We start from the raw sequence: 25,675 nt of genomic DNA on the forward strand, positions 1-25,675 counted from the left end.
AAAGTTTTTATCCTGTTAATTAAAAGTGAAAGTGCCAGATTTTGAATTCGTGGTGTTGGGTAGTGGCATTGCAGGCCTCACGTTTGCCCTGCAGGCCGCTGCCCATGGCCGCGTTCTCGTGCTCTGCAAAGCCCACCTCTCCGAAACCAATACCGCCTACGCGCAGGGAGGCATCGCTGCTGTGCTCGACCCAACCGACTCCTTCGAACAGCACGTGCAGGATACGCTGGAGGCGGGTGCCGGTCTCTGCGACGAAGCTGCGGTCAGGTATATGGTGCAGGAGGCCCCGGCTGCCATACAGTGGTTGCAAGGTATAGCCGTGGGTTTTGATGAGGTGGAATCTGGCGATATGGCACTTGGTCTGGAAGGAGGTCACAGCCGTCACCGTATTGTGCATGTAAAAGACCATACGGGTCGCAGCATACAGCAAGCCTTGGAAGCGGCTGTGCGCCGGCACCCGAACATCTCCGTGCAGGAACATCAGATGGGTATAGAACTACTCGCTGAGACCAGCAACACAGGTACGTTTTGCTATGGCGTACAGGTGCTGGATCTGCACACACAGGAGGCACGGTCTATACGGGCACAAGCGGTGGTGCTGGCCACAGGTGGCTCCGGACAGGTATATCAGTACACCACCAACCCAGGTATAGCCACCGGCGACGGACTGGCCATGGCGGCCCGTGCCGGAGCCGAGATCCAGAACATGGAGTTCTTCCAGTTTCACCCGACCGCCTTATACCAACCAAACGGTGAGGTCTTCCTGATCAGCGAGGCATTGCGGGGAGCGGGGGCAGAGCTGGTCTTGCCGGACGGCAGCCGTTTCATGCACCACTACCATTCACTGGGTTCACTGGCCCCGCGCGACATTGTGGCCCGGGCCGTGCTCACCGAAATGCAGCGCCACCAAAATCCTTGTCTATACCTGGACGTGCGCCACCTGCCTGCCGGAAAGGTGCGTGAAAACTTTCCTTTTATTTATCATAAGTGTGCCACTATTGGAATTTATGTCGAAAACGACCTTATACCCATCGTACCTGCTGCGCATTACCAGTGCGGGGGTGTGAGGACCGATCTGCACGGGCAAACTTCCATTGGCAGGCTATACGCAATAGGAGAGGTAGCTTGCACGGGTGTGCACGGAGCAAACCGACTGGCCAGTAATTCGCTGCTGGAAGGCGTGGTGTTTGCAAAGCGTGCTGCTGTGCATGTGGCAGGCTTGACTCAAAGGCAATCCGAGGCTGTTCCTGATCTGCCCACGGAGCAAAACTATCTAGGTGTATTGTGGCCAGGTATGCGGGCTGAGATAGTACAGACCCGTGCGAAAGTGCAAGCGCTACTCTGGCAACAGGCCGGTATTGTACGCTCCGTAAAAGGTCTGATGCAATGCCAGGCCAAAATCGACGCTTTGCAACGGAAGGTGAAAGGTATAGCTTGTATGACAGGGCTGCACCAGGAAGTGCAGGAGCTGCAGAATCTGCTCACTGTAGCCGAATTAATTACGAAAGCCGCGCTTGCCAGGCGTGAAAGCGTAGGCGGGCATTTCCTGACGGAAGCACTGCCTGACGAACGGTATAGCCTGGATAACATAGTTTAAGTTAATGCTCCTGAAACAGGTATAGGGTCACTTTTTTGAGAATAGGGCCGTACTGCTTATATTTAGGAAATTTAACACACTTGGAAGAGTACGAAAATTCATCTAATCAGCTTTTAGACAATGCGTCGCGACTGAAAGCCATTATTGAAACGGCTATCGATGGCATCATCACCATCGACCGCAGAGGCATGGTGGAGTCCGTTAACCCGGCGGCGGCACATATTTTCGGCTATCAACCGGAAGAGATAATCGGTAACAATGTGAGCATGCTCATGCCGGAGCCCGACCATAGCCTGCACGATAAATACCTCGACAACTACCACCGCACAGGGGTAGGGCAGATCATCGGCAAAGGACGTGAAGTGCTGGGGAAGAAGAAGAACGGCACCGTATTTCCGTTCCTGCTCAGCATCAGCGAAGTGAACCTGCACGACAAGCAGATCTTTACGGGCATCATCCACGACATCACCGATCTTAAAAAAACGGAGGTCGCACTGCGCGAAAGCGAAAGCCGCATTAACTCCATCATCCAGACTGCTGTAGACGGCATCATTACCATCGACATGCGCGGTGTCATCGAGATGATCAACCCCTCTGCCTGCAGGCTGTTCGGCTATGGCGAATCGGAGGTAATAGGGCAGAAGATCAACATGCTCATGCCAGAGCCTGATAAGAGCCTGCATGACAACTACATGCACCACTACCACGAGACCGGCGAGAAGCGCATTATAGGTATAGGCCGCGAGGTAACCGGCCTCAAAAAAGACGGTACCATCTTCCCGCTATTCCTGAGCATCAGCGAAGTGAAGCTGGCCGACCGTAAGGTGTACACCGGCTTCATACACGACATCACCCGCCAGAAAATAACCGAAGAGCGCCTGCGCCGCTATGCCGCCGAACTCGAGCGAAGCAACCGCGAGCTGCAGGATTTTGCTTACGTGTCATCGCACGATTTGCAGGAGCCGCTGCGCAAGATCCAGGCCTTCGGCGACCGCCTCAAGCTAAAAGAGTACGAGAACCTGAGCGAGCAGGGCAAGGACTACGTGGACCGCATGCTCAACGCAGCCGTTCGGATGCAGAACCTGATCAACGATCTGCTCACCTTTTCTAGGGTTACCTCCAAGTCCAAGCCGTTTGTGGATACAGACCTGAACCAGATTGCGCACGATGTGATATCGGATTTGGAGATTGCCATCGAAAACGCGCACGCTACAGTAGAGTTGGGCGAGCTACCTGTCATACAGGCGGAGCCTACCCAGTTGCGCCAGTTATTGCAGAACCTGATCAGCAATGCCATCAAGTTCCGCAGAGACGATGTTGCCCCTCTGGTAAAGGTATACGCCAAAGAAGTACAGCTGAAAGCCCACATGACCTCCACCCCGGGCGATGAGCTGGTGGAGCTGCATGTGGAGGACAACGGCATCGGCTTTGATGAAAAGTACCTGGACCGGATCTTCAACATTTTCCAGCGACTGGAGGGCCAGAAGTACGAGGGCTCCGGTATAGGGCTGGCCATCTGCCGTAAGATTGCAATCCGGCACGGGGGCGATATTACAGCCAAAAGTAAGCCGGGGCAGGGTACGCATTTTATTGTTACTTTAGCAAAAACTCACCTGAAGGAATAATCAACTATGAAATCAAATAGATCTATTGTGATACTGATAGCCGACGATGACGCAGAAGACCGCATGCTCATAAAGGAAGCGCTGGACGAAAACCGGTTAAGCAACGCAATTGAGTTTGTGGAAAACGGCGAGGAGCTGATGGACTACCTGCACAACCGTGGCAAGTTTACCGACAAGGAGAAATACCAGACGCCAGGCCTTATCCTGCTAGACCTGAACATGCCGAAAAAGGACGGCCGAGAGGCGCTGAAGGAAATAAAAGCCGACGAACACCTGCGCGTGCTGCCCGTAGTGGTGCTCACCACCTCCAAGGCCGAAGAGGACATCCTGCGCACCTACGACCTGGGCGTGAGCTCATTCATCACTAAGCCAGTCACCTTCAGTTCGCTTGTAGACGTGATGCGCACTCTAAGCAAATACTGGTTCGAAATTGTAGAACTGCCGAAACCCTAGTTTAGTTAAAAGTTAAAAGTGAAGAGTTATGAGTTTTCAGTAATTTAATGGATCGACTTTCTGTTATTAACTACTGGAATTCAGATCAGCGCTTTGTCTTCAATAAGCTTCCAACTTTTAACTCATAACTTTCAACTCTTAACTCTTAACTCAATAGACTTTGCCTGACAGAATTCGTGTTTTGCTGGTGGATGATGATGAAGATGATTTCATCATTGCGCGGGATATTATGGACGATATACCCGGGCGCAACTACCTGCTCGAGTGGGCGCCTTCCTTTAACGAGGCGATCGGCATCATCAGGGAGCAGCGGCATCATGTGTACCTGGTCGATTACAGGCTGGGCGCACACGATGGGCTGGAGCTGATTGAGCAGGCGGTAAACGAAGGTATAGCAGCCCCATTCATTCTGCTGACGGGCCAAAGCGACCGCGAAACAGACGAGAAAGCCATGCGGGTCGGAGCGCAGGATTACCTGGTGAAGGGTACTTTTAACCCTTATGACCTGGAGCGCTCGATCAGGTATAGCATTGAGCACGCCAAGAGTCTGGCCGAGATCCAGAAGTTGAACACGGAGCTCGAACAGCGGGTAGAGGACCGTACGCAGGAACTGGCCGCAGCCATACAGAACCTGGAGAAGGCGAACCGGACCCTGAAAAAGGCGCAGACTGAAATATACAAGGCGCTGCAAAAAGAGAAAGAGCTGCATGAGCTCAAATCGCGCTTCGTGACTATTGCCTCGCACGAGTTCCGAACACCGCTTAGTACCGTGCTTTCTTCGGCATCCCTTATAACCAAGTACAAGACCGCCGAAGACGACGAAAAGCGCCTGAAGCACGTGGGACGCATTAAGTCGGCGGTGCACAATCTGACCAATATCCTGAACGACTTCCTGTCCATTAGCAGGATGGAGGAGGGGAAAATACACAATGTGCCGAGCACCTTTGATCTGCAGAGTTTCGCGGCAGAGGTCGTTGACGAAATGCAGGGCTTCCTGAAAGAGGGGCAGCGCATTGACTACCAACACGAAGGCGCTCAGCTGACGGTATACCTGGACAAGCAGCTTATGCGCAACGTCATGATCAACCTGCTCTCCAACGGCAGCAAATACTCCGGGGAGGACAGCACGATCTGGTTTACGTCAACCATTAAAGGAAATGTTGTGACGCTGGAGGTGCGCGACGAGGGGATCGGTATACCTGACGAAGACAAGACACACCTGTTTACGCCTTTCTTCAGGGCTCAGAACGTCACCAATATACAGGGAACGGGTCTTGGGCTTAACATTGTAAAAAAATATGTAGAGATTATGGGTGGCGAGCTGCGCTATGAAAGCCAGTTGGGCCACGGCACCACGTTCACTATCACTTTGCCATATACCGCACAAATATGAAAAAGATATTGCTGATTGAAGACAACCAGGAGATACGCGAGAACACGGCCGAGATCCTGACGCTGGCCAACTACCAGGTGCTCGAAGCACCGAATGGCAAACTCGGCGTGGACCTTGCCAAGAAAGAACACCCTGACCTGATCATTTGCGACATCATGATGCCCCAGTTGGATGGCTACGGCGTGTTGCACATGCTCAGCAAATTCCCTGAAACGGCGAGCATTCCCTTCGTTTTTCTGACGGCCAAGTCAGAGAAAGACGATTTCCGCAAAGGCATGAACCTGGGCGCAGACGATTACCTGACCAAGCCTTTCGACGATGTGGAGCTATTGGACGTGGTGGAGATACGCCTGAAGAAAAATGAGATTATGAAGGCTGAGTTTCAGCGCAACGTGCAGGGACTCGACAACTTCATACAGGAAGCCAAAGGCTACGAGGAGCTCAATAAACTGATCTCTGAGAACCGCCGTGTGACGGTTTTCCGCAAGAAGCAGCACCTGTTCTCAGAAGGTAATTACCCGAGCAACCTGTATTTCCTCAATAAAGGCAAGATCAAAACCTATAAGTCGAACGAAGAAGGCCGGGAGTACATCACCTGTCTCTACAAAGACGGTGACTTTATCGGTTACCTTGATCTGCTGGAAGAGAAAGCCTACCGCGAATCGGCGATGGCGCTGGAGGACTCGGAGGTATACATCATCCCGCGCGAGGACTTCTATACCTTGCTGTACCAGAACCGCGACGTAGCGGGTAAGTTCATCAAAATACTGTCCGATAACCTGGCCGACCGGGAGGAGCGCCTGCTGAAGCTGGCTTATAACTCAGTGCGCAAGCGTGTAGCGGAGGCATTGCTGTTCGTGGAAAAGCAGTACAAAGAAGACCCGAACTACAAGTCAGAGGTATCAATTACCCGAGAAGACCTGGCCAGCATTGTTGGTGCTTCCAAAGAGACTGTGATACGCACCCTTGCCGATTTCAAAGACGAAAACCTGATTGACACCCGCGGCAGCAAAATCACGATCCTGAATGCACAGAAGCTGGAGCGGATGCGGAATTAGGGGAAACACTGACATTTCTCCTACCTGAAAGTGACGAAAGTCATACTTTCCGAATCCAGCTTTTAAGAAATTTGCATTGTATCTGAGAGAAAGACATGCAAAATCAGTTTAAAGCCCTTACATTATCTTACAAGCAAGCACCTATCGCTATCCGTGAAGCCGTATCGCTGAACGAGATCGGTTGTCGTAACCTGCTCGATAAGATCAGCGAATTCACCGACGCGCAGGATGTCATGGTGCTTTCTACCTGCAACCGCACAGAAGTATACTATACTGCTGCGCAGGACCTCTCACACGCAATTATTAAGCTGATTGCGATTGAGAAAGGCTTTATCGCGACAAAAGAGATTACGTCTTATTTCCAGCACATCACCGACCACCAGCAAGCAGTGCAGCACCTATTTTATGTGTCGCTGGGGCTGGAGTCGCAGGTGGTAGGCGATATGCAGATACTGAACCAGGTGAAGAAAGCCTACCAGTGGGCCGCTGATGCCGCTATGGCCGGTCCATTTCTGCACAGGCTGATGCATACGATCTTTTACACCAACAAGCAGGTGTTCAACCAGACCGCCTTTTTTGACGGTGCCGCCTCGGTGTCGTATGCCACAGTGGAGCTGGTAGAAGAGTTGACCAGAGGTATGGCTGATCCGCGTGTACTGATGATCGGAGTAGGGGAGATCGGCGCGAATGTGTGCGATAACTTCGGCAAGTCGAAGATCAGCAACATCACCATCGCCAACCGTACGCATCACAAAGCGCTGGAGCTAGCCCAGAAAACGAATGCCCGTGCTATTTACTGGGAGAATGTCTGGGAAGAAATGGCGAACGCGGATGTGGTGATTTCGTCCGTGCCAGGCGATTGCTTCTTTATCGGGCAGGCGGATATTGCGCAGCTCGGCGAAAATGCTCCCCAGTTCTTTGTGGACCTTTCCATGCCACGCAGCATCGACGCTGCCATTGAGGCCCTGCCAAACGCCAAGGTATACAACGTAGACAATATCCGTAACCGTGCCACAGAGGCGCTTACCATGCGTATGGCTGCTATACCGCAGGTGAAGGAAATCATAGCGGAAGCCATGGTTGAGTTCAACACCTGGACCCGCGAAATGGCCATGTCGCCAGCTTTGCAGCAGTTCAAGAGCCGCCTAGAGGAAATCCGGCAGCAGGAACTGGCCCGCTATACTAAAAAGCTGGGCGATGACCAGAAAGAGCTGGTAGAAGCCATCACCAAAAACATCCTCAACAAGATCGTAAAACTACCTGCCCTGGAGCTGAAAGCAGCTTGCCAGCGTGGTGAATCTGAGGCGTTGTTGGAGGGTTTGAGCGCACTGTTTAACCTCGACAAGCAAGAAGCCTAGGCTATTCCTGTCCGGCTTATGCTATCGAATCGGAATAGAGAAAATCTTTAGAATATCCGGCACCCTGTAGCGTGATTCCCGCTGATCCTGCAGTAGTTTCTGACCATACTTAAAATTGGCTTCAGCACCCATAGCTGGCATATCCGTGATCGATTTGTAGACGACGGTTGGCGGTATAGTAGGTAGCTGATCTTTGGGTTCCTCGGGTAGCTTGGTACGCAATACGGCCTGCCTCAAATCATACTCCGTCGCCCAGGGCATCACGTCCACCGTAGGCAGCTTGTTTTCTCTTCTTTCGAGCAAAATCTTAAGGGTCAGTTGCTTTTCTTGGTTTTCAGCAGGCACGGTCAGGTATAGTTTTTCAAAGCCCAGTGCTCCAAATACCACTGTGTCACCTACTACAACCGGCATCGAAAAATAGCCGCTTTTGCGTGTGTGCGTGCCCCGTGTAGTACCCGGCACATATACGGCAACACCCTCTAAAGCCGTCAGGCTGTCACCCCCATATACCATACCCGAGAATTGAATCACTTGTTTGTTTGGTGCAGGCAGGTTTTGTGCTAACGATACTTCGTTTGATAGCAGCAAAAACAAAAGCGCAACGGAGTAGATCGCGGTGTTTCTTTTCATGCAGCTTGTCTGAACCTGGCGCGTTACTGCCTTACCGTCACAAATGCTGCCAATCGTCCGCCCACAGCTTTTTCCCAATCTGCGAGGCTGGCCTTCCTGGAGTAGAAGCTGCCACCCAGTGCGGCGCCGTAAGCGAAAATGTATTTCTCGTGGTTGCTGTAATCAGGCAGGTACTCTATCCCTAAAAAGAAGTCTTCGTCTACCACCAGCCCATACTGCTCGAGCGGAACCGTGACCCAGCCCTGCGTAAGCGAAAGCCGCCTGATGATGCTTTTTTCAACTAATCTCTCACCCGGCATACCTGCTGCGTTTTTGTACAGGTTGATGCGGAAGGTAGCTGAGTCACGCTTGATGCTGCGCAGGTATACCGTGGCAGACAGAAGCTCGGAAGTTTTGTTATTGAGGTTGATGTATTTGCCCAGTTCCGAGATATCCTCTGAGTGAATCGTTTCGGCTGAGCCGTACAGGAACGGATTGCGCGAAGTGGTTCCAAACTTCCTTATTTTGGGGGCTTTGCTGCTGATCACCACTTCCCGGAGTACCGTGGTTTTTTCAGAGAGTTCGAAAGAGGTCGTGCTGCCGGAGAGGATGGAAGAGACGGGCAACGAGAGCTCGTTATACCCAATGGCTGAGAAAGTAAGTGTGTCTTGTCTGTTCTCTTCTTTCAGGTCGATTTGAAAGCTACCGTCAGGCCTGGTTGCCGTGCCGGTGTTCTTCTTTTTGATGCCAATGTTGACGTAAGGTATAGCCTCCTGTTTTTTGGCGCTTATAACGGTACCACTTATCTGCAAGCTTTGTCCAAACGTGAAGTGGGGAGTGAGAAAGAAAATGAAAAAGAAAAGCAGTAGGGGCAGTTTGTTCTGTGGCATCGGGTGAATCTCTTGAAGGTTTAGGAAAGCTATACCCTGTTTAGGTATAGCGGCTATCAAGAAGATTCAATTTTCGTAACAGAGGTTGCAAGCAGGCAGGCTATAATTAGGACCGGTGTTATGCCAAGTATAATTTACGCTTGAATTACAGTCATTTATAGAGAATCCGCAGTAGGATTTATCTGCAGCTACAGCAATCAGTCAAGGCTCCGATATGACCAGTTCATCTGGCATGGCCTGAGGAGCAGGCAAGAAAATGCGAGGGAACACGTGTGATGTAACGGAGAAGACTTGCCGGCTGCAACAGTATCTTTGAGAGGGAGTTCTAGTACTGAATCAGGTATTCATTTACCACCCCTCTTTCAATCAGTATCGTTGCCCTGAACTCCTTCGTTTCACCATTTTTTGTAACATACCACACAATCGGGGCTTCATCGCCAACGATGGCTTCTACGGTATAGATTCCACAAACGTCTTTGCCAATCCACTGAAAGTTGTCATTCTCCTGCACTGTTGCACAGCTCTCCATTTTGCGGGTATGCGGCTTTCCTGTCCAGATGCCATAGTAGTAAAACTTAAACGTATCGTTGTCGGACGCGGGCTTTGTATTCACAAACTTGATTCTGAGAATGGCAGTAGTGTAGAGGGTGAAATTTAGCGTGTTTTTGCCTTTGCTGTTTAGCGTAGGGAGATAAGCACTTTCAGTCCGGTAGGTATAGCCATCCAGCATATTTTCATTCAAGGCTACCTCAAGTCGGTCAGCGTCCTTAAAAACCTTTAGTTTGGCACTGTAATACCCGTTTTCCTGTGTAGTTGCGTTTCCGGCGCTCTTGCGCTTCCCATCAGTAATGATGCCCATACCTGAAGGAGTCTTAACAGCATCAACCCCGATCGCTATACCTGCCACTGGCTGGTTTAGCTCGTCAGTTACGTACCCTTCAATCGTAAAGATATCTACGTCATACCTTTCGCAGGAACCGGTGAGCAGTAGAAGCAACAGCAGGATAATTAAGTGGATCTTGTACCGCATGGTGTATTCGCTTAGGTATGAGAAGGTACGCGTTTATTTGGGTGTTAGGTGTTTACTCATTATATTTATTATTTAAGTCCTTTTTTAAGTTGCTGAACACGTATTTGTGCTAATGTTCTATTCCAAATTTATCCAATGGACTCCTATAAACGCTTGGGTAAAGTTTGGAAATATACGTCGTTATTCTTGTCAGCCCATTCTTCAGTTCGTCAAAAAGGTAGATTGCTTCTTTGAAACCAAGCCATTTTATACCTGCCATTACATTGCATTCCCCAAAAAGCTTTCTAAATTCAAATCATGTACAGCTTGTCAGTATGCAAGTAACCTCATTTACCAAACGGCGAAGCATTTCGCTATACCTTGGTCTGATCTGTTGTATCACCATGGCGGCCTGTGCAGGCAACAAGCAGGCAACGAGCAGACAAATCAGCATGATAGAGCAGATTCTTGAAAACAAACCAGAGCAGTTCAGGGCCATACTCGATAACCCGGACCAGTACAGGGTGCAGATCCTGTATACCCAGATCGACCGCGACGAGCATAACCAACCGCACTTTACGTCCTATACCTACCGCGTCAATCCGCAGGAGTACTTTTACCCGGCCAGTACTGTCAAACTTCCGGGCGCTGTGGTAGCACTGGAGAAACTCAATGAGCTAGGTATAGCGGGCCTCGACAAGTACACGCCGCTGCAGGTTGACAGCGCATATAGCTGCCAGACCTCCGTGCGCGGCGACAGTACTTCGGCTGACGGAAAGGCCACTATTGCGCACTACATCAAGAAACTATTCCTGGTGAGCGACAACGATGCCTACAACCGCCTGTACGAGTTCGTAGGGCAGCAGCAGCTGAACCAGTCGTTGCACCAGAAAGGATTTAAAGATGTACAGCTGGTGCATCGTTTGAGCATTTCTTTGAGTCCTGATGAAAACCGCCACACTAACCCTTTCCGGTTCTACAAAAACGATCAGCTTATCTATGAGCAGCCGCTCGTCAACAATCCGACACCATTCACGCAGGCTAAGTTTGAAGGGGTGCTGGGCAAGGGGCATATAGCAGGCGACAAGTTGGTGGAAGGTCCGATGGACTTCACGGTCAAAAACTACATCTCGATAGAGGCCCTGCAGGGTATACTTAAAGCCGTGCTGTTCCCGGAGGAAGTGCCAGCGGAGCAGCGCTTCAACCTGACAGCGGATGACTATACCTTCCTTTACAAATACATGAGTATGCTGCCCCGCGAAAGCGACTATCCGGCTTATGACCCGATTGAGTACCCGGATGGCTATGTGAAGTTCCTGATGTACGGCAACTCGAAGGAGCGCATACCTGAAAACATCCGCATCTTCAACAAGATCGGCAACGCCTATGGCTTCCTGACAGACAATGCCTACATCGTAGATTTTGACAAGCAGGTGGAATTCATGCTGACAGCGGTTATATTGGTAAATGAAAACGAAGTATTCAATGACGGCAAGTATGAGTACGAAACAGTGGGCTATCCTTTCATGCAAAACCTGGGTCGTGCCTTCTACGAGCACGAGCTGCAACGCAAAAAACAACACCTTCCCAAGCTCGACAAATTCAAATTGCAGTACTGAGAGGATTGGCCATACCTGTTGATGTGGCTAAGCCAATCAGGACAAAATAGCTTTTGAAAAGGCCAGAAGACGCGTATCCGGAAGTTGATCGTCTCAGCTGCCATAACAGGCATTCAGTTGACTGATCACCTTAAAAGGAAAGGCAGCAGCCGATCCACCCCGAACAGCTGCTGCCTTTTGTTACTACTATAGTGAGAAAGTTTAAATAGCTCCTAAACTTTCAAACACCTAAACTTCTACTGGTCCCACCACAGGGGCTCTGACAAGGCTGGCGAATCCGGAGTGTTTGGGTTTTTGCTGGCCTCCCCCTGTGGAAAGGCGATTCTGCGTATAAAGGTCGTTAGATCAGCGTTGGCTGGAAGGTCGAAGTTGGCGTACTGGTAGTCGTAGCGTCGGGCGTCGGTCCAAGCTTCCGTGTTCAGGTAGGTCACGACATACTTCTCCTTGAAGATCAGGTCCAGGGTGAGGTTGGCAGCACCTACGCCTACGGCTGGGTTGTTCAGGTAGGCATCCCGCTCTCCGGCTGGCACGCCTAATTTGTCCATGTGCGCGCGTATACCATCCAGGTAAGCCGTGTAGGCACGCTGCTGGTCACCGGCTCTGAAAGCAGCCTCCGCTTCAATGAATTTCATCTCGGCATAAGAAGCAATAGTGACAGGCGCAAGGTCACCGGTTAGGGGAGAGTTGCGCGAAATATACACCTCGTCTCGCACGGTGTTGTTGGCAGGACCAACGTTGCCTACGCCGTTTGGCGTGCCTACAAAGGTGCCCGTCACAGTTGGCTCGGTGATGCGCGTAAGCCTCGGATCCACCACGCCGTAGGTGGTGCCATTCAGCTGGTTGACAAACTGCTCCGAAAGCCAACCACCCAGTATGAGGGAGGTATTGCTGCGCGACACAGCAGCCCATGGGTTAATGTCAGCAAACACCATCATTTCAGCGTCATCTGCATTAGACTGGTAGGAGTTCTCAACAGCACTCAGCACCGCTCCCGGATTGTAAGATGGCTGTTTGCTTACTTTGTTCAGCATACGGGCCTTAAAGGCATTGGCCGTGCGAATCCACTGGGTCTTGTCACCCCCATGAATCAGGTCATCTTCTTCGCTTAGTTGTATGCGCGAGTCCGTCTTGTTCAGTTCCGCTATACCTTCATCGAGCAGCCGCAGGGCCTCAGCATACAGGTCCTGCGAAGAATCGAAGGCAGGCGTGAGCGTGCTGTTGTCGAAGGCCTGCGAATAAGGACCATCTCCCCAGTGGTCGATCACTAAGTTAAGGTGATAAGCCATCAGGATGTTGGCAACACCCACATAGTCCGAGGCGCCCTCTTCCTGGCCCCGCTGTTTCATGTCGTAGATGTCAGCCATGGCCAGGTAGATCGCATCCCAGGAACCGGTCAGGTCCACTACCTGGTAGGTATCGGTGGCGTTGCCTGCCACAGGGCTGGCCAGGTACTGCACATAAAACGCCGTGGTAGCGGCCACACGCTGGCTGTTGAGGCCGGTTTTGTGGGTGGCTGTGGAAAGCATGGCATTGAGCGGCGGATTCGACACCAGGTTTGGGTTGTCGTGCAGGTCAAAGTAATCCTCGCAGCTCTGGAGTCCAAGCGAAGCCCCTGTCAGGAGCAGGGCCATCGCATATCGATACATCTTTTTCATGATCTTCATTTAGGTTTAGAATCCGACATTGAGCGTAAACAGGTAGCTTCTTACAGCCGGGTAAGTGAAGCCGGCAAAGCCGTCCACGTTGCTGCCGCTTGGGGTGGCGCTGTTCTCCGGGTCAAAGCCTGAGAAATCAGTCCACAGCACCAGGTTGTTACCCGTAAGCCCAACTGAGCCGTTTCGGATGAATGTATTTTCAAACCAGCTGTTGGGCAATGAGTAGTTCAGCGTAAGGGAGCGCAGGCGCACCCAGGAGGCATCCTCCACAAAGTTTTCGGACACCCCTCTGTGGAATCGTCGGTAGAAGCCATCGCCATAGTTGACGCCATCCGGACCGATGCCCTGACCGAGCCATACCTGCTTGGTATTCGGGGTGCCATCGGCCAGTACGCCTTCAAACACCTTAGTCTCGTTGCGGTTTTCGGTGTACTCGGCTATACCGAAGGCAGAGAAGAAGTTGCCCATCTGGTTGTAGCGTTCGTGGCCTACGCGGGCGTCAAACAAGCTGGTCAAACTCAGGTTTTTGTAAGTAAAAGTATTGGTGAGGCCCCCGATCCAGTCAGGCTGGGAATTGCCCAAAATTTTCTGGCTGGTAAGGGGTGCGCGCACCGGGAAGCCATTTTCCCCAATCACGATAGGGCGGTCAGTGTCGATGAACAGCGGGTCAGGCTCTTCCCCCGGACCATAGTAGCGCTGCCAGTGCGATCCGTAGATGTTGCCGAAGGGCTGTCCAGGTATAAGCTTCATGGTAACGGTAGAACCCACGTAGCCAAACTGCGAGGCGTAGGGAATTTCGGTGAGGCCCTCGCGGATGCTCAGGATCTTGTTGCGGTTAGCAGAGTAGATCAGCTTAGTATCCCAGGTGAAACTCTCGGTGCGAACAGGCGTTGCGTTTAAGATTATTTCTATCCCTCTGTTGCGCATTTCGCCGGAGTTCACAGCGGCACGCACATAGCCTGTGGACGAAGCCACATCGATGTTAATAATCAGGTTTTTACTAAGGGAGTGGTAATAGGTGAAGTCAAAGCCCAGCCTGTTGTCCAGGAACGCCATTTCCAGGCCAGCTTCAAAAGTGTTGGTAAACTCCGGCTTGAGTCCCTCGTTGCCGAGCAGTGCCGCTCTTGTAAAACCGGTGTATCCGGTCGGTAATCCGGCATAAGGCGCAAAACCAGATGAGGTGGCATACTCCGCGGCGTCCTTGCCTATACCTGCATAAGACAGGCGCAGTTTGCTTTGGTTGATGTAGGACGGCAACTGGAGGTGATCCGAGAAAACATAACTCAAACTCACCGATGGGTAGAAGAAAGAGTTGTTCGGCTTGCGCAGGGTGGAGGTAATGTCGTTACGACCGGTTAGGGTCAGGAACAAAAAATTGCGGTAGTCCATCGATGCTTCCCCGAACACACCCATCAGCCGGTAGTCTGACTGGTTTTGCGTGGAGCGAAGGAGGCGGGCATTGCGCAGGTCGAAGTAGTCAAACACGGTCAGGTTATCACCCTCTACGCCAAAGCCCTTCACCCTTCTGTCGTACAGCTCGTGTCCCAGTCGGAAAGTGGCGTTAAAATCCTCGCCGAAGCTAGTGTTGACGGTGGCCAGGAACGAAGAGTTGATGGTGCGGAACTTAGTCGTATACTCATATACGAAGCCCTGGTCGTTGTCTTCATACACCCGCTCGTCTGCAAAACCTCTGGGCCCGGGCGCAGTGCGAGTGCGATCGTCGGTATAGTTGTCCAGACCCACACGGTAGCTCAGATCCAGCCAACTGAGAGGGCTATACCCTACATGAAAGCTACCGATAAAGCGGTTCACATCATCTTCCATGCGGTTTGTGGCAGCACCATACACAGGATTGTCGTTGCCGTAGCTCAACATGGTGCCGTCCGGCTTGCGGTAATCCTTCACATCCCAGCGCGGCGACCAGTAGCTCAAACTCTCATTAAAGCGGTCGGCGTTGTAGCGGAAACCGCCTGAGTTGATATAGTTAAAGTTGGCGCCGGATCGTACCTTATCGCTGATCTTGAAATCGGTGTTGAGGCGGGCAGAGAAGTTTTCGTAGTCAGTAAACGGAAGTACTCCTTCGTGTCGGAAATGTGAAAGCGAAGACAGGAAAGTGATGGCTTCTGTACCACCTGAGAAGGAGAGGCTATTGCGATACTGGTGCCCCATCTCGTAGGCATCTTTAAAGTGATTGTGTAGCTTTTCCGGGTGGGTAGGGTCCAGGCGTCGTGCTTCTTCTACGGTTGGGCCCCAGGATGGCCAGAAGCTGTTTGGGTCGTACACGCCGGTATAGCCTTGGGTATAGGTGTCCTGAATGTCCGGGAACTTGTTCACTTCCTCTATACCTACAGTGCCGGTGTAGTTCACGCGCAGTTCACCTTGCTGTCCGCTTTTAGTCGTGATCACGACTACCCCGTTGGCTCCTCGCAAGCCGTATAGGGCTGTGGCCGCGCCACCTTTCAGTACGTTGATGCTCTCGATGTCATCAGGGTTCAGGTCGGCAAGGCGGTTACTCATACCTCGCAGCTCAGCACTCTGCCCAAAGGTAGAAGTACTGTTATCCATGATCACCCCATCGATCACAAAGAGTGGTTCGTTGCTTTTGTTCACATCAATGGAGTTAATGCCCCTGATCTGGATTTTGGTACCCTGGCCCGGCGCACCACCTGTACTCGATATGGTCGCGCCGGCCACCTTGCCCTGCATGGCATTTAGTACGTTGGGTTGTCGGTGTTCTGTTAACTCCTTGGCATCCACGCCCTGAGCCGCGTACCCCAAGGCCTTCTTTTCGCGGGTAATACCCAGGGCGGTTACCATTACTTCGCCGAGCTCCTGTGCGTCTGTCGCCAGAGTTACATTGACGGTGGACTGGCTGCCTACCGTTACTTCCCTTGTCTGATAGCCCAGAAAACGAAAGACAAGTATCGCATTGTTGTCGGGCACCTGAATCTGGTAGCTGCCTTCCGAATCGGTTGCCACACCGGTGGTAGTGCCTTTTACGGCCACACTAACTCCCGGCATGCCCTGGCCTGTGTCAGAGGCGGTTACTCGTCCGCTGACTTGCCGCTGCTGTGCCCAGGCCCCTGAGGTGCCGAGTACAAATAGCATGAATAAAATGAGTGTAAAGGTGTTCTTCATAATGATCCCATTTAGTGCATCATAAAATTTATTTAAAGCGCATTGACATTCAGGTATTCAACATAACAGTTAATCTAAAATCAGGAAGCAAATTGCTTGCTCTTGATCTGGAAGGTATAGCTCAAGGTACCGTATACCTCCTGTTGCAAGAAACCTGGCATACCGTCATGAATAGAGATTGAATTGAATCGTGGGTTAATGTATGTTATATGATTAAAAGATAAAAAAGTTGTCTTCTATACGTTAAATACGCAGAAAGGGAAACAAACCAAGGTAAAATATGCTGCTCAATGCAAGATTTGACTTAAACCCGATAGATTTTGGCAGACTCGTGCCCCTATGTTGAACTTAGGCTAAAGTGCATTGAAGTGTGGGATTGTGTGGTGCCAGACGGGTGAAATCGGATGCAGCTTATAATATAAGATAGCTGTTAAATGTGTCGTAGCACTTAAAGCAGATTAGAACCCAATCGATCTTACATCGGTCAAATGTAGAATTGGGTCTGGTATAGCTAGTCAGGTAGAACTATAGGCTGCTCTATGGCAGGTATGCTGAGGAGATGTGATGTACAGGGCCGAGCAACGGCTGGCTGTCTTTTGTGCAGCTTTTACGTATAAAGGGGCATGGAGATCATAATCATCATATCGGTACTAATCCTTTATGGCGTTGGTTACTTTGTATACTACATGTATGGCAGGGATAGAAAAACAAAGCGCAAAAAGAAGTTTTACGATCACTTCTGGCCATAAAAAAACAGGCCGCCCCAAAGTATAGGGCAGCCTGTTCTGCATATTGGCTATTGTAAGGCGTTGCTTACACGTGTGCTTTCTTCTGTAGGGCGGCAACCTGATCGTTGAGTTCTGCCACCAGGTTCATTTCAGTTTGCAGCTCACGCTTGATCTTGATCTCGCGCTCACGGGCATTTTTCTTGAATTCGGCGAACTCGCGGTCGATGTCGTCAAACTCTTTTTTCTTCTGGTCAGTCACCTTCTTGCTGCTCTTAAACTGCGTATACACCACACCCAGTGCAATAAGAAGCAGGGCGATAATGGCTGTGTTGATGATCACATAGATTTGCTTGTGAATCGGAATGCCCAGCACATGCAGGTTATTCACGGCATCTTCACTCTGTTGCACGGCAGCTTCTTTTTGAGCATTGTCTAGCTTCAGGGCCTCAATTTCCTTCTCCTGCTCGGTAATGCGGGCCTGTGCCGTCTCCAGATCCTGGCGGGTCGCATTCAGGTCTTTAATTTGTTTCTGCTCTACGTCTTTGATCGTAGCCTGCACACTTTGCCAGAATGAGTTAAGCAGGCCTACATTCACTACCTTATACTCTCTGTTGCCTTCCATGTAGGAGTTGGACTTGCTTTTGAGATCGTTAAACTGCCCGGTAAGAGCATTGGCCGACTTGTTCTCATTTTGAGCCGTTCCCTGTGCCTGCACTGCTGGTGCCGCTACAGTCAGCACAATCAATAAGGAAAGAAAGAATGCTTTCATGTTTTTTTTGAATAATGGTAAAAGTTGAATTGCGGTAAATATAAAAATAATATTTTTTTGAGAAAGTCGAATGATTGATTTTATGCTGTGAATCCAAAAACCTTTTTACACTAACTTCAAAAGTTTATTTTTTATTGCCAAAACAGATCTAAAAGATCTGGCTTCTTGCGTAGCCGATCATCCGGGCACAATGGCTTTTCATCCACCGTTAACACAAGCTGCCCTGTTAAAGTTCTGATTTCTAGTAGCAATAGCTTTGTAGTCAAGTCATCATGCCTCTCCTGGCATAGGGGTTATGACGTATTAACGCCTTTAAACCTAGGCAGGGCAGCTTTCTAAATCCTATTTGTTGTGAATGAAAATCTCTAAAACGAGAGCAAACCCGAAAGTTAAATTATAGCCGATCGGTTAGGTGATTATTCCCTAGTAAAGACAAAGATTTAATCAGGCAATGTTGCGTTCTCTCTTACCGGCAATGGGCGCTAGAGGGGGTGTTCTGCTTCGGGTCTTCTGGGTTGCCACGGAAAACGGCCCTCAAGCTCTACTTGCAGCGAGAGGCTCAGGAAGGTTCGAATCAGCACGATCAAACCTAGGGTAAGCACACGCTCCATGGTGGCCTCTGTCACCACGGTCGCGATGATGTCGGCGGCAACCAGTATCTCAAGCCCCAGCAGGATGGCTTTGCCGAGTTCGTGGCGGAGCACTTTGTAAGAGCGGCGGGAGTTGTGGCGCAGTGGAAATATAAAGTGAATGAGCGCAATGGCTGCCCCGATCGCAATGATCAGGACGCCAATCGCTTCTATGGCACGGGCAATATATTCAATGTACAGCCTAAAGTCGTGCATGTGGGGCGTCAGGTTGTGTGCGGCTATTGCTTGCTGTTTTCCGGGTACCAGTTGCGCAGACGTACCTCAATGTTTTTGTCACCTTCGTTTACTTTTCGCTTGAAGGCTTCCACATCGCTCAGTCCGTCCTGACCCCGGTAGTGATAAGGGTATACGATGGCCGGCTTAAATTCAAGCACCGCGGAAGCAGCCTGGTCGACATCCATGGTATAAGGCAGGTTCATGCAAACGAAGGCGACATCGATGTTGCGCAGGGCACGCATCTCTGGTATGTCTTCCGTGTCACCTGAGAGGTATACGGTTTTGTCAGCGAATTCCAGCACATAGCCATTGCCACGTCCTTTGGTATGACGGGAGTCTTCGGTTTCAGGCAGGTTGTACATGGGCAGTGCCGCAATTGAAATGCCGTGCTGCTCGGTATGGTCGTTGTTGCCGATTACTACTACCCGTTTCTTTAAGTTTTCAGGCATCTTATCGGCCACGGCCTGTGGCACCACAAAAGTAGCTTTGTCGGTATTGATCGCCTCCAGGGTTTTCAGGTCGAGGTGGTCGCCGTGGATGTCCGTGATCAGGATCAGGTCCGGGGCGGCTATACCTTTAAATACCTCTGCACCGCCGTACGGATCAACGTAAATTGTTTTTCCACCCCAGGTGAGAGCCAATGTACCGTGCAGCACAGGCTGTATGACAAGGGGTCCTTTTTCGGTTTCAATGCGGTCGGTGTTCTTTGTTTGCTGGGCCTGAGCCGTCAGCATCAGCAGCAGGCCACTAAGCAAGAATATGGATTTCAATTTCATAGATTTACAGTTAATGTGTCTTGATTTTTTCAGAGTATCGGATTCCTAACAAGTCAGCAGGCTTTTGGTTATGGCGCTGTCGTTTATTTTGCTTTCTCCATTTTCTTCAGCTCTTGCTTGATGTAGGCTTCTGGCAGATAGGTATGGCCGATCACTATACCTGCTATACGCTGGGTTTGGGAAATATCGTTGAGCGGGTTGCCGTGGAGCAGTAACAGGTCTGCTACAGCCCCCACTTTCAGCACGCCTATGTCGTCACGATCAAAGTATTTGCCCACATTGACCGTGCCCGTCCGGAGGGATTCATATGGGCTGAGTCCCGCTGCTACCAGGTATTCGAGCTCCTGATGCGTGGAGATGCCGGGTACGTTAAACACTTGCGGGGAATCGCAGCCGAGCAGCAGCCCCACCTGGTTGTCGTTGCAAGCCTTGATCAGCTTTTGGCGGAGGTTTACATACCTCTTTATAGCATCAGCATCATAACGCGGATCTGCCATCAGTTTCTGTTTGGTGGCCACCCAGTTCTGTACTGTTTTGGGATTCATGTACTTCATCTCAGGCTTGTTGCCCAGTACCTCAGGAGATTCTGCAGGTGACATCCAGCGCTCGGCAAGGGCCTGTGTGGGCACTACCCAAATGTTCTTTTCCCGCAAAGCGTTCATCAGTTTAGGTATACGGGTGGTATCTGCCTGGTCGCCGATGTACATGGCAAAGAGGCCAGCCTCCTGCTCGGGTATGGACTCCAATCCCGGCACCAGGCTTTCGATAAATCCATCCATATGGTCGATGGAGGCATAGCCCGCTTCAATAGCGCGCCATACACCAACCTCGTAAGATACGTGTCCTGCAAAGGGCATTTTCTCTTGGTTGGCAGCGCTGGCGATGGCGGCAAAAGTCTCGTTGTTGAGTCCGGGATGAAGTTTCAGGAAATCGTAGCCCGCTTGCTTCTGCTGCCTGACCATTGCGGTGCCGGCCTCAGGGGTTTTCACGCTGTTACCATTCAAAGAGGGGCCAGAGGTATAAAACCGGGGACCGACCAACTCACCTGACTGCAGTTTGCTGCGCAGTTCCAGGTGGCGCGGATGCCCCAGCATACCCCGTATGGTGGTGATGCCGTGCAGCGTAAACAACTGCAACACCTCTTTCATCGGCTCCAGGTCATCGACAGGAGGAACATGCGCGTGCATCTCGGCTAGGCCGGGCATCAGGTATTTCCCTTTGGCATCCACGATCAGCGCATTTTTGCTGTGCTTAACCTTGCCGTTGTTTCCAATAGCGGTTATCTTCCCGTCTTTCACCACCACCGTCTGGTTCTCAAGTACCTTCTCTTTATCCATCGGGATGACATTCACAGAACGAAAAACCACCTCCCTTTCGCGGGAGTTGACTGGCTGCTGTGCCAGGGCTGGGTATAAGCTGAGTAAAAGCGAGAAGAAAAGAAGGTAGGTTTTCATGGAGGAGAATCGCTTGTTTATACCTGGTGAGTTAAACTAAAACTTAACTGCGTTATACTACTGTAAGCTTAAACGTAAAGTTTTCTATTAGGTCGATAGTAGTTGACCTAGCACATCTAAAAGCGAAAGCCACCAGCTTTAGGACCGAGGATTTTACAAGGTCTATTACTTCAATCATCTTATTCATTTCTTTTCAGGTATAGTGAGTCTACCAGAAAGTAAAAGAGCTAAAAGAGACCAAAGTGCTTTGATCAGGGTAGATCCCGACAATTACTCTGTGGCTAGAAAAGCCGAAACTATTGAGCCTTTGAACAAAAATTTACTGAACGGCTATGATGCTCACGTTGATCTCATCTATAGCGCCTTCTTCTTCTGAGTCGTAGATGATCTTGTCAATAATGATACTGTTGCCCTCCTCAGTGCTCAAAAGAATGTCAATAAACTCACTCACACCGAAGCTTCCTAAGGGAGCATCGTGCATACGGGCATAGATAATGGCATCAGGCGAGAAATATTTGCCGATGGGCGCACGCCACCGGTCGCGTACCTGCAGCGGTATTTCCTCGTTGAGTAAGCCGTTCAGGTAGCCCTCGAGGCTGGTTGGCTGTGGGTAGGCAGGCTGCACCGGACGTGATGGAGCCGGTTTAGTAGCCGGAGGAGTTTGTTTTTGTGGTGTCGCAGCCTGCGGCTTTTGACTGGGTTGTCTGTTTGTTGGTGTGTCGGGCTTAGCCACTGCCGGGGTACTGTCGGCTACTGCTGTGTCTGCAATATCAGGTATAATGGGAGTGTTCGTAATTACACCAGTATCAGCAGCCAACTCCTTGTCAGGTGCCTTCCATACATAAAAGTAGTATCCGGCCGCAGCAAGGGCACTTATGAGCAGCAGAATAAGCAACACGGGCCATAGCCAAGACCTCTTCTTATACACAATAGACTCTGCCGTCACATTCCCAAAGGAGCCGTAAGATTTCCATTTGCCATATTCCAGAAAATAGTTTGCTTCTTCAACAAGTACCTGGGCTGTAGGCCTTTTCTCAGGATCGGGGTGCAGGCAGGCCCTCACTAGGTTGCTCAATATGCGAGAGTAGGGCGCTGAAATGATCGGAATTTCTGCTCCCTGGCTTAAGCTCAAGCCACCGTTGCCCAGCCATGGTGTTTCGCCGGTGCACAACTCGTACAAACTCACGCCGAGAGCGAATATATCACTCGCGCCTGAGTGTGCCGGGTGGGGGCCAAACAACTCCGGTGCAGCATAAGCTGTACCTTGCGCCAGTGGGGTACCGGTGGCGCGGTGCAGAAGCGTGCGCAACTGGCTGCTTAATGCAGGCACAGCCAGGAGGTAATTCCCCTCGGCATCTAATATAATATTATCCGGGTTAATCTGCCGGTGTGGTAAAGGAGGTTGTTGAGTGTGCAGGTAACCCAAAGCAGAGCCCACCTGTGAGATTAATTGAGCGATCTCTCTTTCTGGTAGCGGTGCGGCCTGCGCCAGCGTATGCTGTGACTGCAACGGAGCCACCTCAAAAGGTATACCCTGGTGAACACCGAAGTTAGAAGGTATAAGTAAGTGAGGGTGATGTAGGAGCGCCCGCTGTTCCTGCTCCTTCTGCAGCATTTCCAGGCTGTGGTGGTCAAGCCGGATGTGAGGTGCATACAGCCTCAGCGTCACCGGAGCCCCTTCTGCCGTCCAGTCCTCTGCTTTCCAGACCTCTTCAACCCTGCCCGAACTCAGTTGCTCCTTCAATAAATAATGCGCCGCAAAAATGCCGTTTGTTTCCGGTATGCTCATAGAACCCATGTATTCACATGGGGTAATACGGGAATGAGGGAATGAAAGGATATAATTAAGTGTTTTGCCCGGTTCAACGCTCGTGTACTAGTTTTAAAGTTCTTACTTTGTCGCTAGTCTCAAGTTTCAGAATATATAATCCTCTGGCTAAAGAAGTGGCATCAACTATTAATTTATTTAACTCCCCCTCAGTAGCTGTTTTATTTGACACCTGTGAAATTTTAGCGCCATTGCTATCAAAAAGAGTTAAAGTATAATCCTGCTCTTTAGTTAGAGTGAAATTTACAGTGGTTTGTAATGCAAAAGGATTGGGGTAAGCATAAAAATCCCGCTCAACATTATCTAAATTGCAACTAGAAGACTGAGGGCCGCCTTGTTTGGATAAGTCGTCAGTTGCGAGTACACCGACAACACTGTTTTCATTTGAAGCTAATATAATGACATCTTTACTATAGTTATGCTTTATACTTGTTGCGTAATTGTAGTTCCCCTTAATAAGTGTGTATTCATCACAAAAGGAAATATTAGATATCAAGGACTCTTTGTAGACGATGTCACCACCGTAAGTATCAGTTGTATATATTACTTTTATTTTCCCTAAAGTCTCATTTAGTATTAAGATCGGAAGAGTTCCGCGATCAGACACTTCGTACATATTATCCCACTCTCCTGAAGGCCGTCGAACGAGTAACGCAATAAGTGGAAGACCGGCAGTATTGTACCCTGTTTTTACAGCACAATATAATGTGCCGTCGCTTGCTACTTTCATGCTTATGTGATCATCAGACATACCGGATCCAGTATTTAGAGCTGATTGAGAAGCAGGAATTTCGTCATCTGACCATATGGCAGGATTCTCACCGTCCTTGTGTGTTTTGAATCCCCATCTTTTTGCTTTCTGATCAGACCAAAGCACCCCGATTTTGTTTGTCTGAGGCAGCGCAATGATGGCTGCGATATCATCTTCTCTTATACCGGAAGCAATCGTTATAGGTGAACTCCAGTTAGTATATGGTGCATCACTCCATCTCACGTTTATGTGACCGCTGATCCCACTAGAAGCGAGCCACAATCGCCCGGTGTTATCCCGATCAATAGAGGCAACCTTGATTCCATCCTCCAAACGAATTTCACTGACCTGCTTTTTTTCTCCAGCATATGTAAAATTTGCTACCGTATGATCATACACAATTGAGATAAATTGGGAGGATACACCTGAGTATAAAAGAATATGCACTACATCACCATCTATAACATAATCAGCCCTGGAATTTTTTGTAACTAAATTTAAAGCGTGTATCCAGGTGATGCCTTCTAATTGCCAAAGATGCGTGCCAGTGGAGTTTGCTAGAATAGACCACTGTTTACCGGCATGGGTAAACACCTTTGCCTGTTGCTTTTCTCTTGTTGCATAATCTCTGGCTTCCAAGGGATTTAAGTCAGTTATAGATATGAACTGTGCCAATACTTCAAATGATAATGCAAGGGTGAAAAGTAGGATAAGTGTAGCTGTTTTTTTCATACATTATATTCTAAGACATACAGAAATAACTGACAGTAAAAGGCAAGCTAAGGGTATAGTTACATCTTTAGAAAGTATAATATAGCCTATCTGGGATCTTATCTGAAGCAGACTTACTGGGAGTAATGCTTAGTTAATTTTACGTATATAATAATAAACAGATACATTTACATAAAACAAAATCCAGTTCAATAAAATTATGCGATAAATTATAGTGTAATTAGTGCAAGTTATTAAGCACTATTAAACTATAGAAATTCGCATTATATCTTTAATTTAAGAGCTAATCAATTCAGTGGAGAAACAATGTTTATTTATAATGAAATTAAGGGTTAAAATATTATGCTATATTTTAAACTTAAAATTTTATATTGTAATACCTTACAGTAACTAGGTACACATTATTCAAATTCTATTAGCTATTAACAGTAAAGCTAGCTGTAGTACAATAAGGATGCTATATAGTATTCTTGTCAGCGACTTTCATCAAGCTCTTGTTTTCGATCTCCTTTGCTTACTAACCTCACCTATATAAAGAATAAAGCCCAGTTTGATTTTCTAACATTTTCTCCACGATAGCACTAAAGCTATTTAGATCATTCTATCATCTAACCTTTAACAGAAAAATAATATTTCGTGAGTCTGGAACCTAAGGGGAATTCTAAAAATTATCAATGATTAAAAAGGTTAAAAACTAATCCTCGCCCCTTCACCGAATATAATTTGGAAGGGACGAGGATGAAGTTAAATTAGAGCAATAGCGAAAATACTGCTGATAATGGGTGTTACCTTTCGAGCATTAACTTAAATGTCTCGTTTTCACTACTTGACTGTAGCCTAATCATATAAAGTCCTTTTCCTAAATCAGATCCATCAAAGTCTAGTTCGTAAACTTGTCCGGATACGGCTCTGCCATGATGTATCACCCTCAGTAATGTACCTTTGCTGTCATAAAGTGAGACAGTATAATCCTCGTTCTCTGAAGCAATGAAACGTACTCTGGCTTTGTCTGAAAAGGGATTAGGGTAGACACTTAGTTTTTCAAGGACTGGGTGAGTGCCACTAGGGTGTTTTATAAGTCCTGGTGGTGTTACCTGTACCTTAGAAAGTTCTTTGCCCACCTTATCGCCCTTCACAATTGTGAAGTTGATGGTCATGTGAGTCCCGGTCGTTCCGGTGGCCTTGGCGCCGGTGTAGGGGGTGGCCTTGAGGGTGTAGGCGCCGGTGGCCGGCGGGTTCCAGTTGCCGAAGTAGTAGTTGCCCCTGCCGTTGTCGCCGTGCAGGGCGTAGGGGGCCTTGCTGTCGGTGAAGGTCTTGCTCTGGGCCCCGCTCAGCTCGAACTTGACGCTCCCCACCGCCGAGGGCGA

Annotated in this window: 19 protein-coding genes; 7 read left to right on the plus strand and 12 right to left on the minus strand. The window is 49.5% G+C overall.

What is annotated here, in order from left to right:
* The first annotated feature begins 25 nt into the window (after positions 1 to 25).
* The 6 genes from nadB to hemA all read left to right on the plus strand — a co-directional run bounded on the left by nadB (position 26) and on the right by hemA (position 7,484).
* Entirely contained in the window at positions 26 to 1,597 is a 1,572-nt protein-coding gene (gene nadB, locus C8E01_RS15500) for an L-aspartate oxidase (protein ID WP_207774906.1), read from the plus strand.
* An 80-nt stretch (positions 1,598 to 1,677) separates the two neighbouring features.
* Positions 1,678 to 3,222 carry a sensor histidine kinase gene (locus C8E01_RS15505; protein ID WP_116544369.1) on the plus strand — a complete coding sequence of 515 codons (1,545 nt, stop codon included), beginning with the start codon at positions 1,678 to 1,680 and terminating at the stop codon, positions 3,220 to 3,222.
* A 6-nt stretch (positions 3,223 to 3,228) separates the two neighbouring features.
* The gene (locus tag C8E01_RS15510) at positions 3,229 to 3,675 is read left to right on the plus strand and encodes a response regulator (RefSeq protein WP_116544370.1); all 447 of its coding nucleotides are present in this window, start codon (positions 3,229 to 3,231) and stop codon (positions 3,673 to 3,675) included.
* 160 nt (positions 3,676 to 3,835) lie between these two features.
* Positions 3,836 to 5,068, plus strand: coding sequence for a hybrid sensor histidine kinase/response regulator (locus C8E01_RS15515; protein WP_116544371.1), 1,233 nt, complete (start codon positions 3,836 to 3,838; stop codon positions 5,066 to 5,068).
* Positions 5,065 to 6,126: a response regulator gene (locus tag C8E01_RS15520; protein WP_116544372.1), complete on the plus strand. Its 1,062-nt coding sequence runs from the start codon at positions 5,065 to 5,067 to the stop codon at positions 6,124 to 6,126. The genes C8E01_RS15515 and C8E01_RS15520 overlap by 4 nt, the downstream gene beginning before the upstream one ends.
* A gap of 95 nt (positions 6,127 to 6,221) precedes the next feature.
* Positions 6,222 to 7,484: a glutamyl-tRNA reductase gene (gene hemA / locus C8E01_RS15525; RefSeq protein WP_116544373.1), complete on the plus strand. Its 1,263-nt coding sequence runs from the start codon at positions 6,222 to 6,224 to the stop codon at positions 7,482 to 7,484.
* Positions 7,485 to 7,505: 21 nt separating this feature from the next.
* On the opposite strand, the gene C8E01_RS15530 is transcribed toward hemA, so the two are convergent.
* The 3 genes from C8E01_RS15530 to C8E01_RS15540 form a co-directional block, all read right to left on the minus strand.
* Complete coding sequence (locus C8E01_RS15530; protein ID WP_116544374.1) at positions 7,506 to 8,114, minus strand: carboxypeptidase-like regulatory domain-containing protein; 609 nt, start codon at positions 8,112 to 8,114, stop codon at positions 7,506 to 7,508.
* A 23-nt stretch (positions 8,115 to 8,137) separates the two neighbouring features.
* Positions 8,138 to 8,983 carry a carboxypeptidase-like regulatory domain-containing protein gene (locus tag C8E01_RS15535; protein WP_116544375.1) on the minus strand — a complete coding sequence of 282 codons (846 nt, stop codon included), beginning with the start codon at positions 8,981 to 8,983 and terminating at the stop codon, positions 8,138 to 8,140.
* A 325-nt stretch (positions 8,984 to 9,308) separates the two neighbouring features.
* Positions 9,309 to 10,013: a carboxypeptidase-like regulatory domain-containing protein gene (locus C8E01_RS15540; RefSeq protein ID WP_116544376.1), complete on the minus strand. Its 705-nt coding sequence runs from the start codon at positions 10,011 to 10,013 to the stop codon at positions 9,309 to 9,311.
* A gap of 314 nt (positions 10,014 to 10,327) precedes the next feature.
* On the opposite strand from C8E01_RS15540, the gene C8E01_RS15545 reads away from it, so the two are divergent.
* Positions 10,328 to 11,611 (plus strand): serine hydrolase, encoded by a 1,284-nt coding sequence (locus tag C8E01_RS15545; protein WP_116544377.1) that lies wholly within the window; start codon positions 10,328 to 10,330, stop codon positions 11,609 to 11,611.
* Positions 11,612 to 11,847: 236 nt separating this feature from the next.
* Here the strand turns inward: C8E01_RS15545 and C8E01_RS15550 are convergent, their stop codons facing one another.
* From C8E01_RS15550 to C8E01_RS15590, 9 genes are all read right to left on the minus strand, one after another.
* Complete coding sequence (locus C8E01_RS15550) at positions 11,848 to 13,266, minus strand: SusD/RagB family nutrient-binding outer membrane lipoprotein (RefSeq protein WP_116544393.1); 1,419 nt, start codon at positions 13,264 to 13,266, stop codon at positions 11,848 to 11,850.
* A 15-nt stretch (positions 13,267 to 13,281) separates the two neighbouring features.
* Positions 13,282 to 16,404, minus strand: a complete 3,123-nt coding sequence (locus C8E01_RS15555; protein WP_116544378.1) for a SusC/RagA family TonB-linked outer membrane protein — start codon at positions 16,402 to 16,404, stop codon at positions 13,282 to 13,284.
* An 813-nt stretch (positions 16,405 to 17,217) separates the two neighbouring features.
* Positions 17,218 to 17,901: a coiled-coil domain-containing protein 22 gene (locus C8E01_RS15560; RefSeq protein WP_165820664.1), complete on the minus strand. Its 684-nt coding sequence runs from the start codon at positions 17,899 to 17,901 to the stop codon at positions 17,218 to 17,220.
* A 482-nt stretch (positions 17,902 to 18,383) separates the two neighbouring features.
* A complete protein-coding gene (locus tag C8E01_RS15565) occupies positions 18,384 to 18,746 on the minus strand; it encodes a DUF1622 domain-containing protein (protein ID WP_116544379.1) in 363 nt (120 codons plus the stop codon).
* Positions 18,747 to 18,769: 23 nt separating this feature from the next.
* Positions 18,770 to 19,543, minus strand: a complete 774-nt coding sequence (locus C8E01_RS15570; RefSeq protein WP_116544380.1) for an MBL fold metallo-hydrolase — start codon at positions 19,541 to 19,543, stop codon at positions 18,770 to 18,772.
* A gap of 83 nt (positions 19,544 to 19,626) precedes the next feature.
* Entirely contained in the window at positions 19,627 to 20,997 is a 1,371-nt protein-coding gene (locus C8E01_RS15575; RefSeq protein WP_116544381.1) for an amidohydrolase family protein, read from the minus strand.
* A gap of 319 nt (positions 20,998 to 21,316) precedes the next feature.
* Positions 21,317 to 22,786, minus strand: a complete 1,470-nt coding sequence (locus C8E01_RS15580; protein ID WP_165820665.1) for a serine/threonine protein kinase — start codon at positions 22,784 to 22,786, stop codon at positions 21,317 to 21,319.
* Between the two features lie 73 nt (positions 22,787 to 22,859).
* Complete coding sequence (locus tag C8E01_RS15585; RefSeq protein ID WP_116544383.1) at positions 22,860 to 24,308, minus strand: T9SS type A sorting domain-containing protein; 1,449 nt, start codon at positions 24,306 to 24,308, stop codon at positions 22,860 to 22,862.
* Positions 24,309 to 25,093: 785 nt separating this feature from the next.
* The coding region (locus C8E01_RS15590; RefSeq protein WP_133242780.1) for a T9SS type A sorting domain-containing protein at positions 25,094 to 25,675 on the minus strand (582 nt) is incomplete at its 5' end.

It is taken from the genome of Pontibacter virosus, from assembly GCF_003096355.1.
GTDB classification, from domain to species: Bacteria; Bacteroidota; Bacteroidia; order Cytophagales; family Hymenobacteraceae; genus Pontibacter; species Pontibacter virosus.

Excerpts from the sequence above, each read along its gene's own strand:
- C8E01_RS15510 (WP_116544370.1), top strand. The coding sequence starts at position 3,229 with ATGAAATCAAATAGATCTATTGTGATACTGATAGCCGACGATGACGCA.
- C8E01_RS15520 (WP_116544372.1), top strand. The coding sequence starts at position 5,065 with ATGAAAAAGATATTGCTGATTGAAGACAACCAGGAGATACGCGAGAAC.
- hemA (WP_116544373.1), top strand. The coding sequence starts at position 6,222 with ATGCAAAATCAGTTTAAAGCCCTTACATTATCTTACAAGCAAGCACCT.
- C8E01_RS15530 (WP_116544374.1), bottom strand. The coding sequence starts at position 8,114 with ATGAAAAGAAACACCGCGATCTACTCCGTTGCGCTTTTGTTTTTGCTG.
- C8E01_RS15535 (WP_116544375.1), bottom strand. The coding sequence starts at position 8,983 with ATGCCACAGAACAAACTGCCCCTACTGCTTTTCTTTTTCATTTTCTTT.
- C8E01_RS15540 (WP_116544376.1), bottom strand. The coding sequence starts at position 10,013 with ATGCGGTACAAGATCCACTTAATTATCCTGCTGTTGCTTCTACTGCTC.
- C8E01_RS15545 (WP_116544377.1), top strand. The coding sequence starts at position 10,328 with ATGCAAGTAACCTCATTTACCAAACGGCGAAGCATTTCGCTATACCTT.
- C8E01_RS15550 (WP_116544393.1), bottom strand. The coding sequence starts at position 13,266 with ATGAAAAAGATGTATCGATATGCGATGGCCCTGCTCCTGACAGGGGCT.
- C8E01_RS15555 (WP_116544378.1), bottom strand. The coding sequence starts at position 16,404 with ATGAAGAACACCTTTACACTCATTTTATTCATGCTATTTGTACTCGGC.
- C8E01_RS15560 (WP_165820664.1), bottom strand. The coding sequence starts at position 17,901 with ATGAAAGCATTCTTTCTTTCCTTATTGATTGTGCTGACTGTAGCGGCA.
- C8E01_RS15565 (WP_116544379.1), bottom strand. The coding sequence starts at position 18,746 with ATGCACGACTTTAGGCTGTACATTGAATATATTGCCCGTGCCATAGAA.
- C8E01_RS15570 (WP_116544380.1), bottom strand. The coding sequence starts at position 19,543 with ATGAAATTGAAATCCATATTCTTGCTTAGTGGCCTGCTGCTGATGCTG.
- C8E01_RS15575 (WP_116544381.1), bottom strand. The coding sequence starts at position 20,997 with ATGAAAACCTACCTTCTTTTCTTCTCGCTTTTACTCAGCTTATACCCA.
- C8E01_RS15580 (WP_165820665.1), bottom strand. The coding sequence starts at position 22,786 with ATGAGCATACCGGAAACAAACGGCATTTTTGCGGCGCATTATTTATTG.
- C8E01_RS15585 (WP_116544383.1), bottom strand. The coding sequence starts at position 24,308 with ATGAAAAAAACAGCTACACTTATCCTACTTTTCACCCTTGCATTATCA.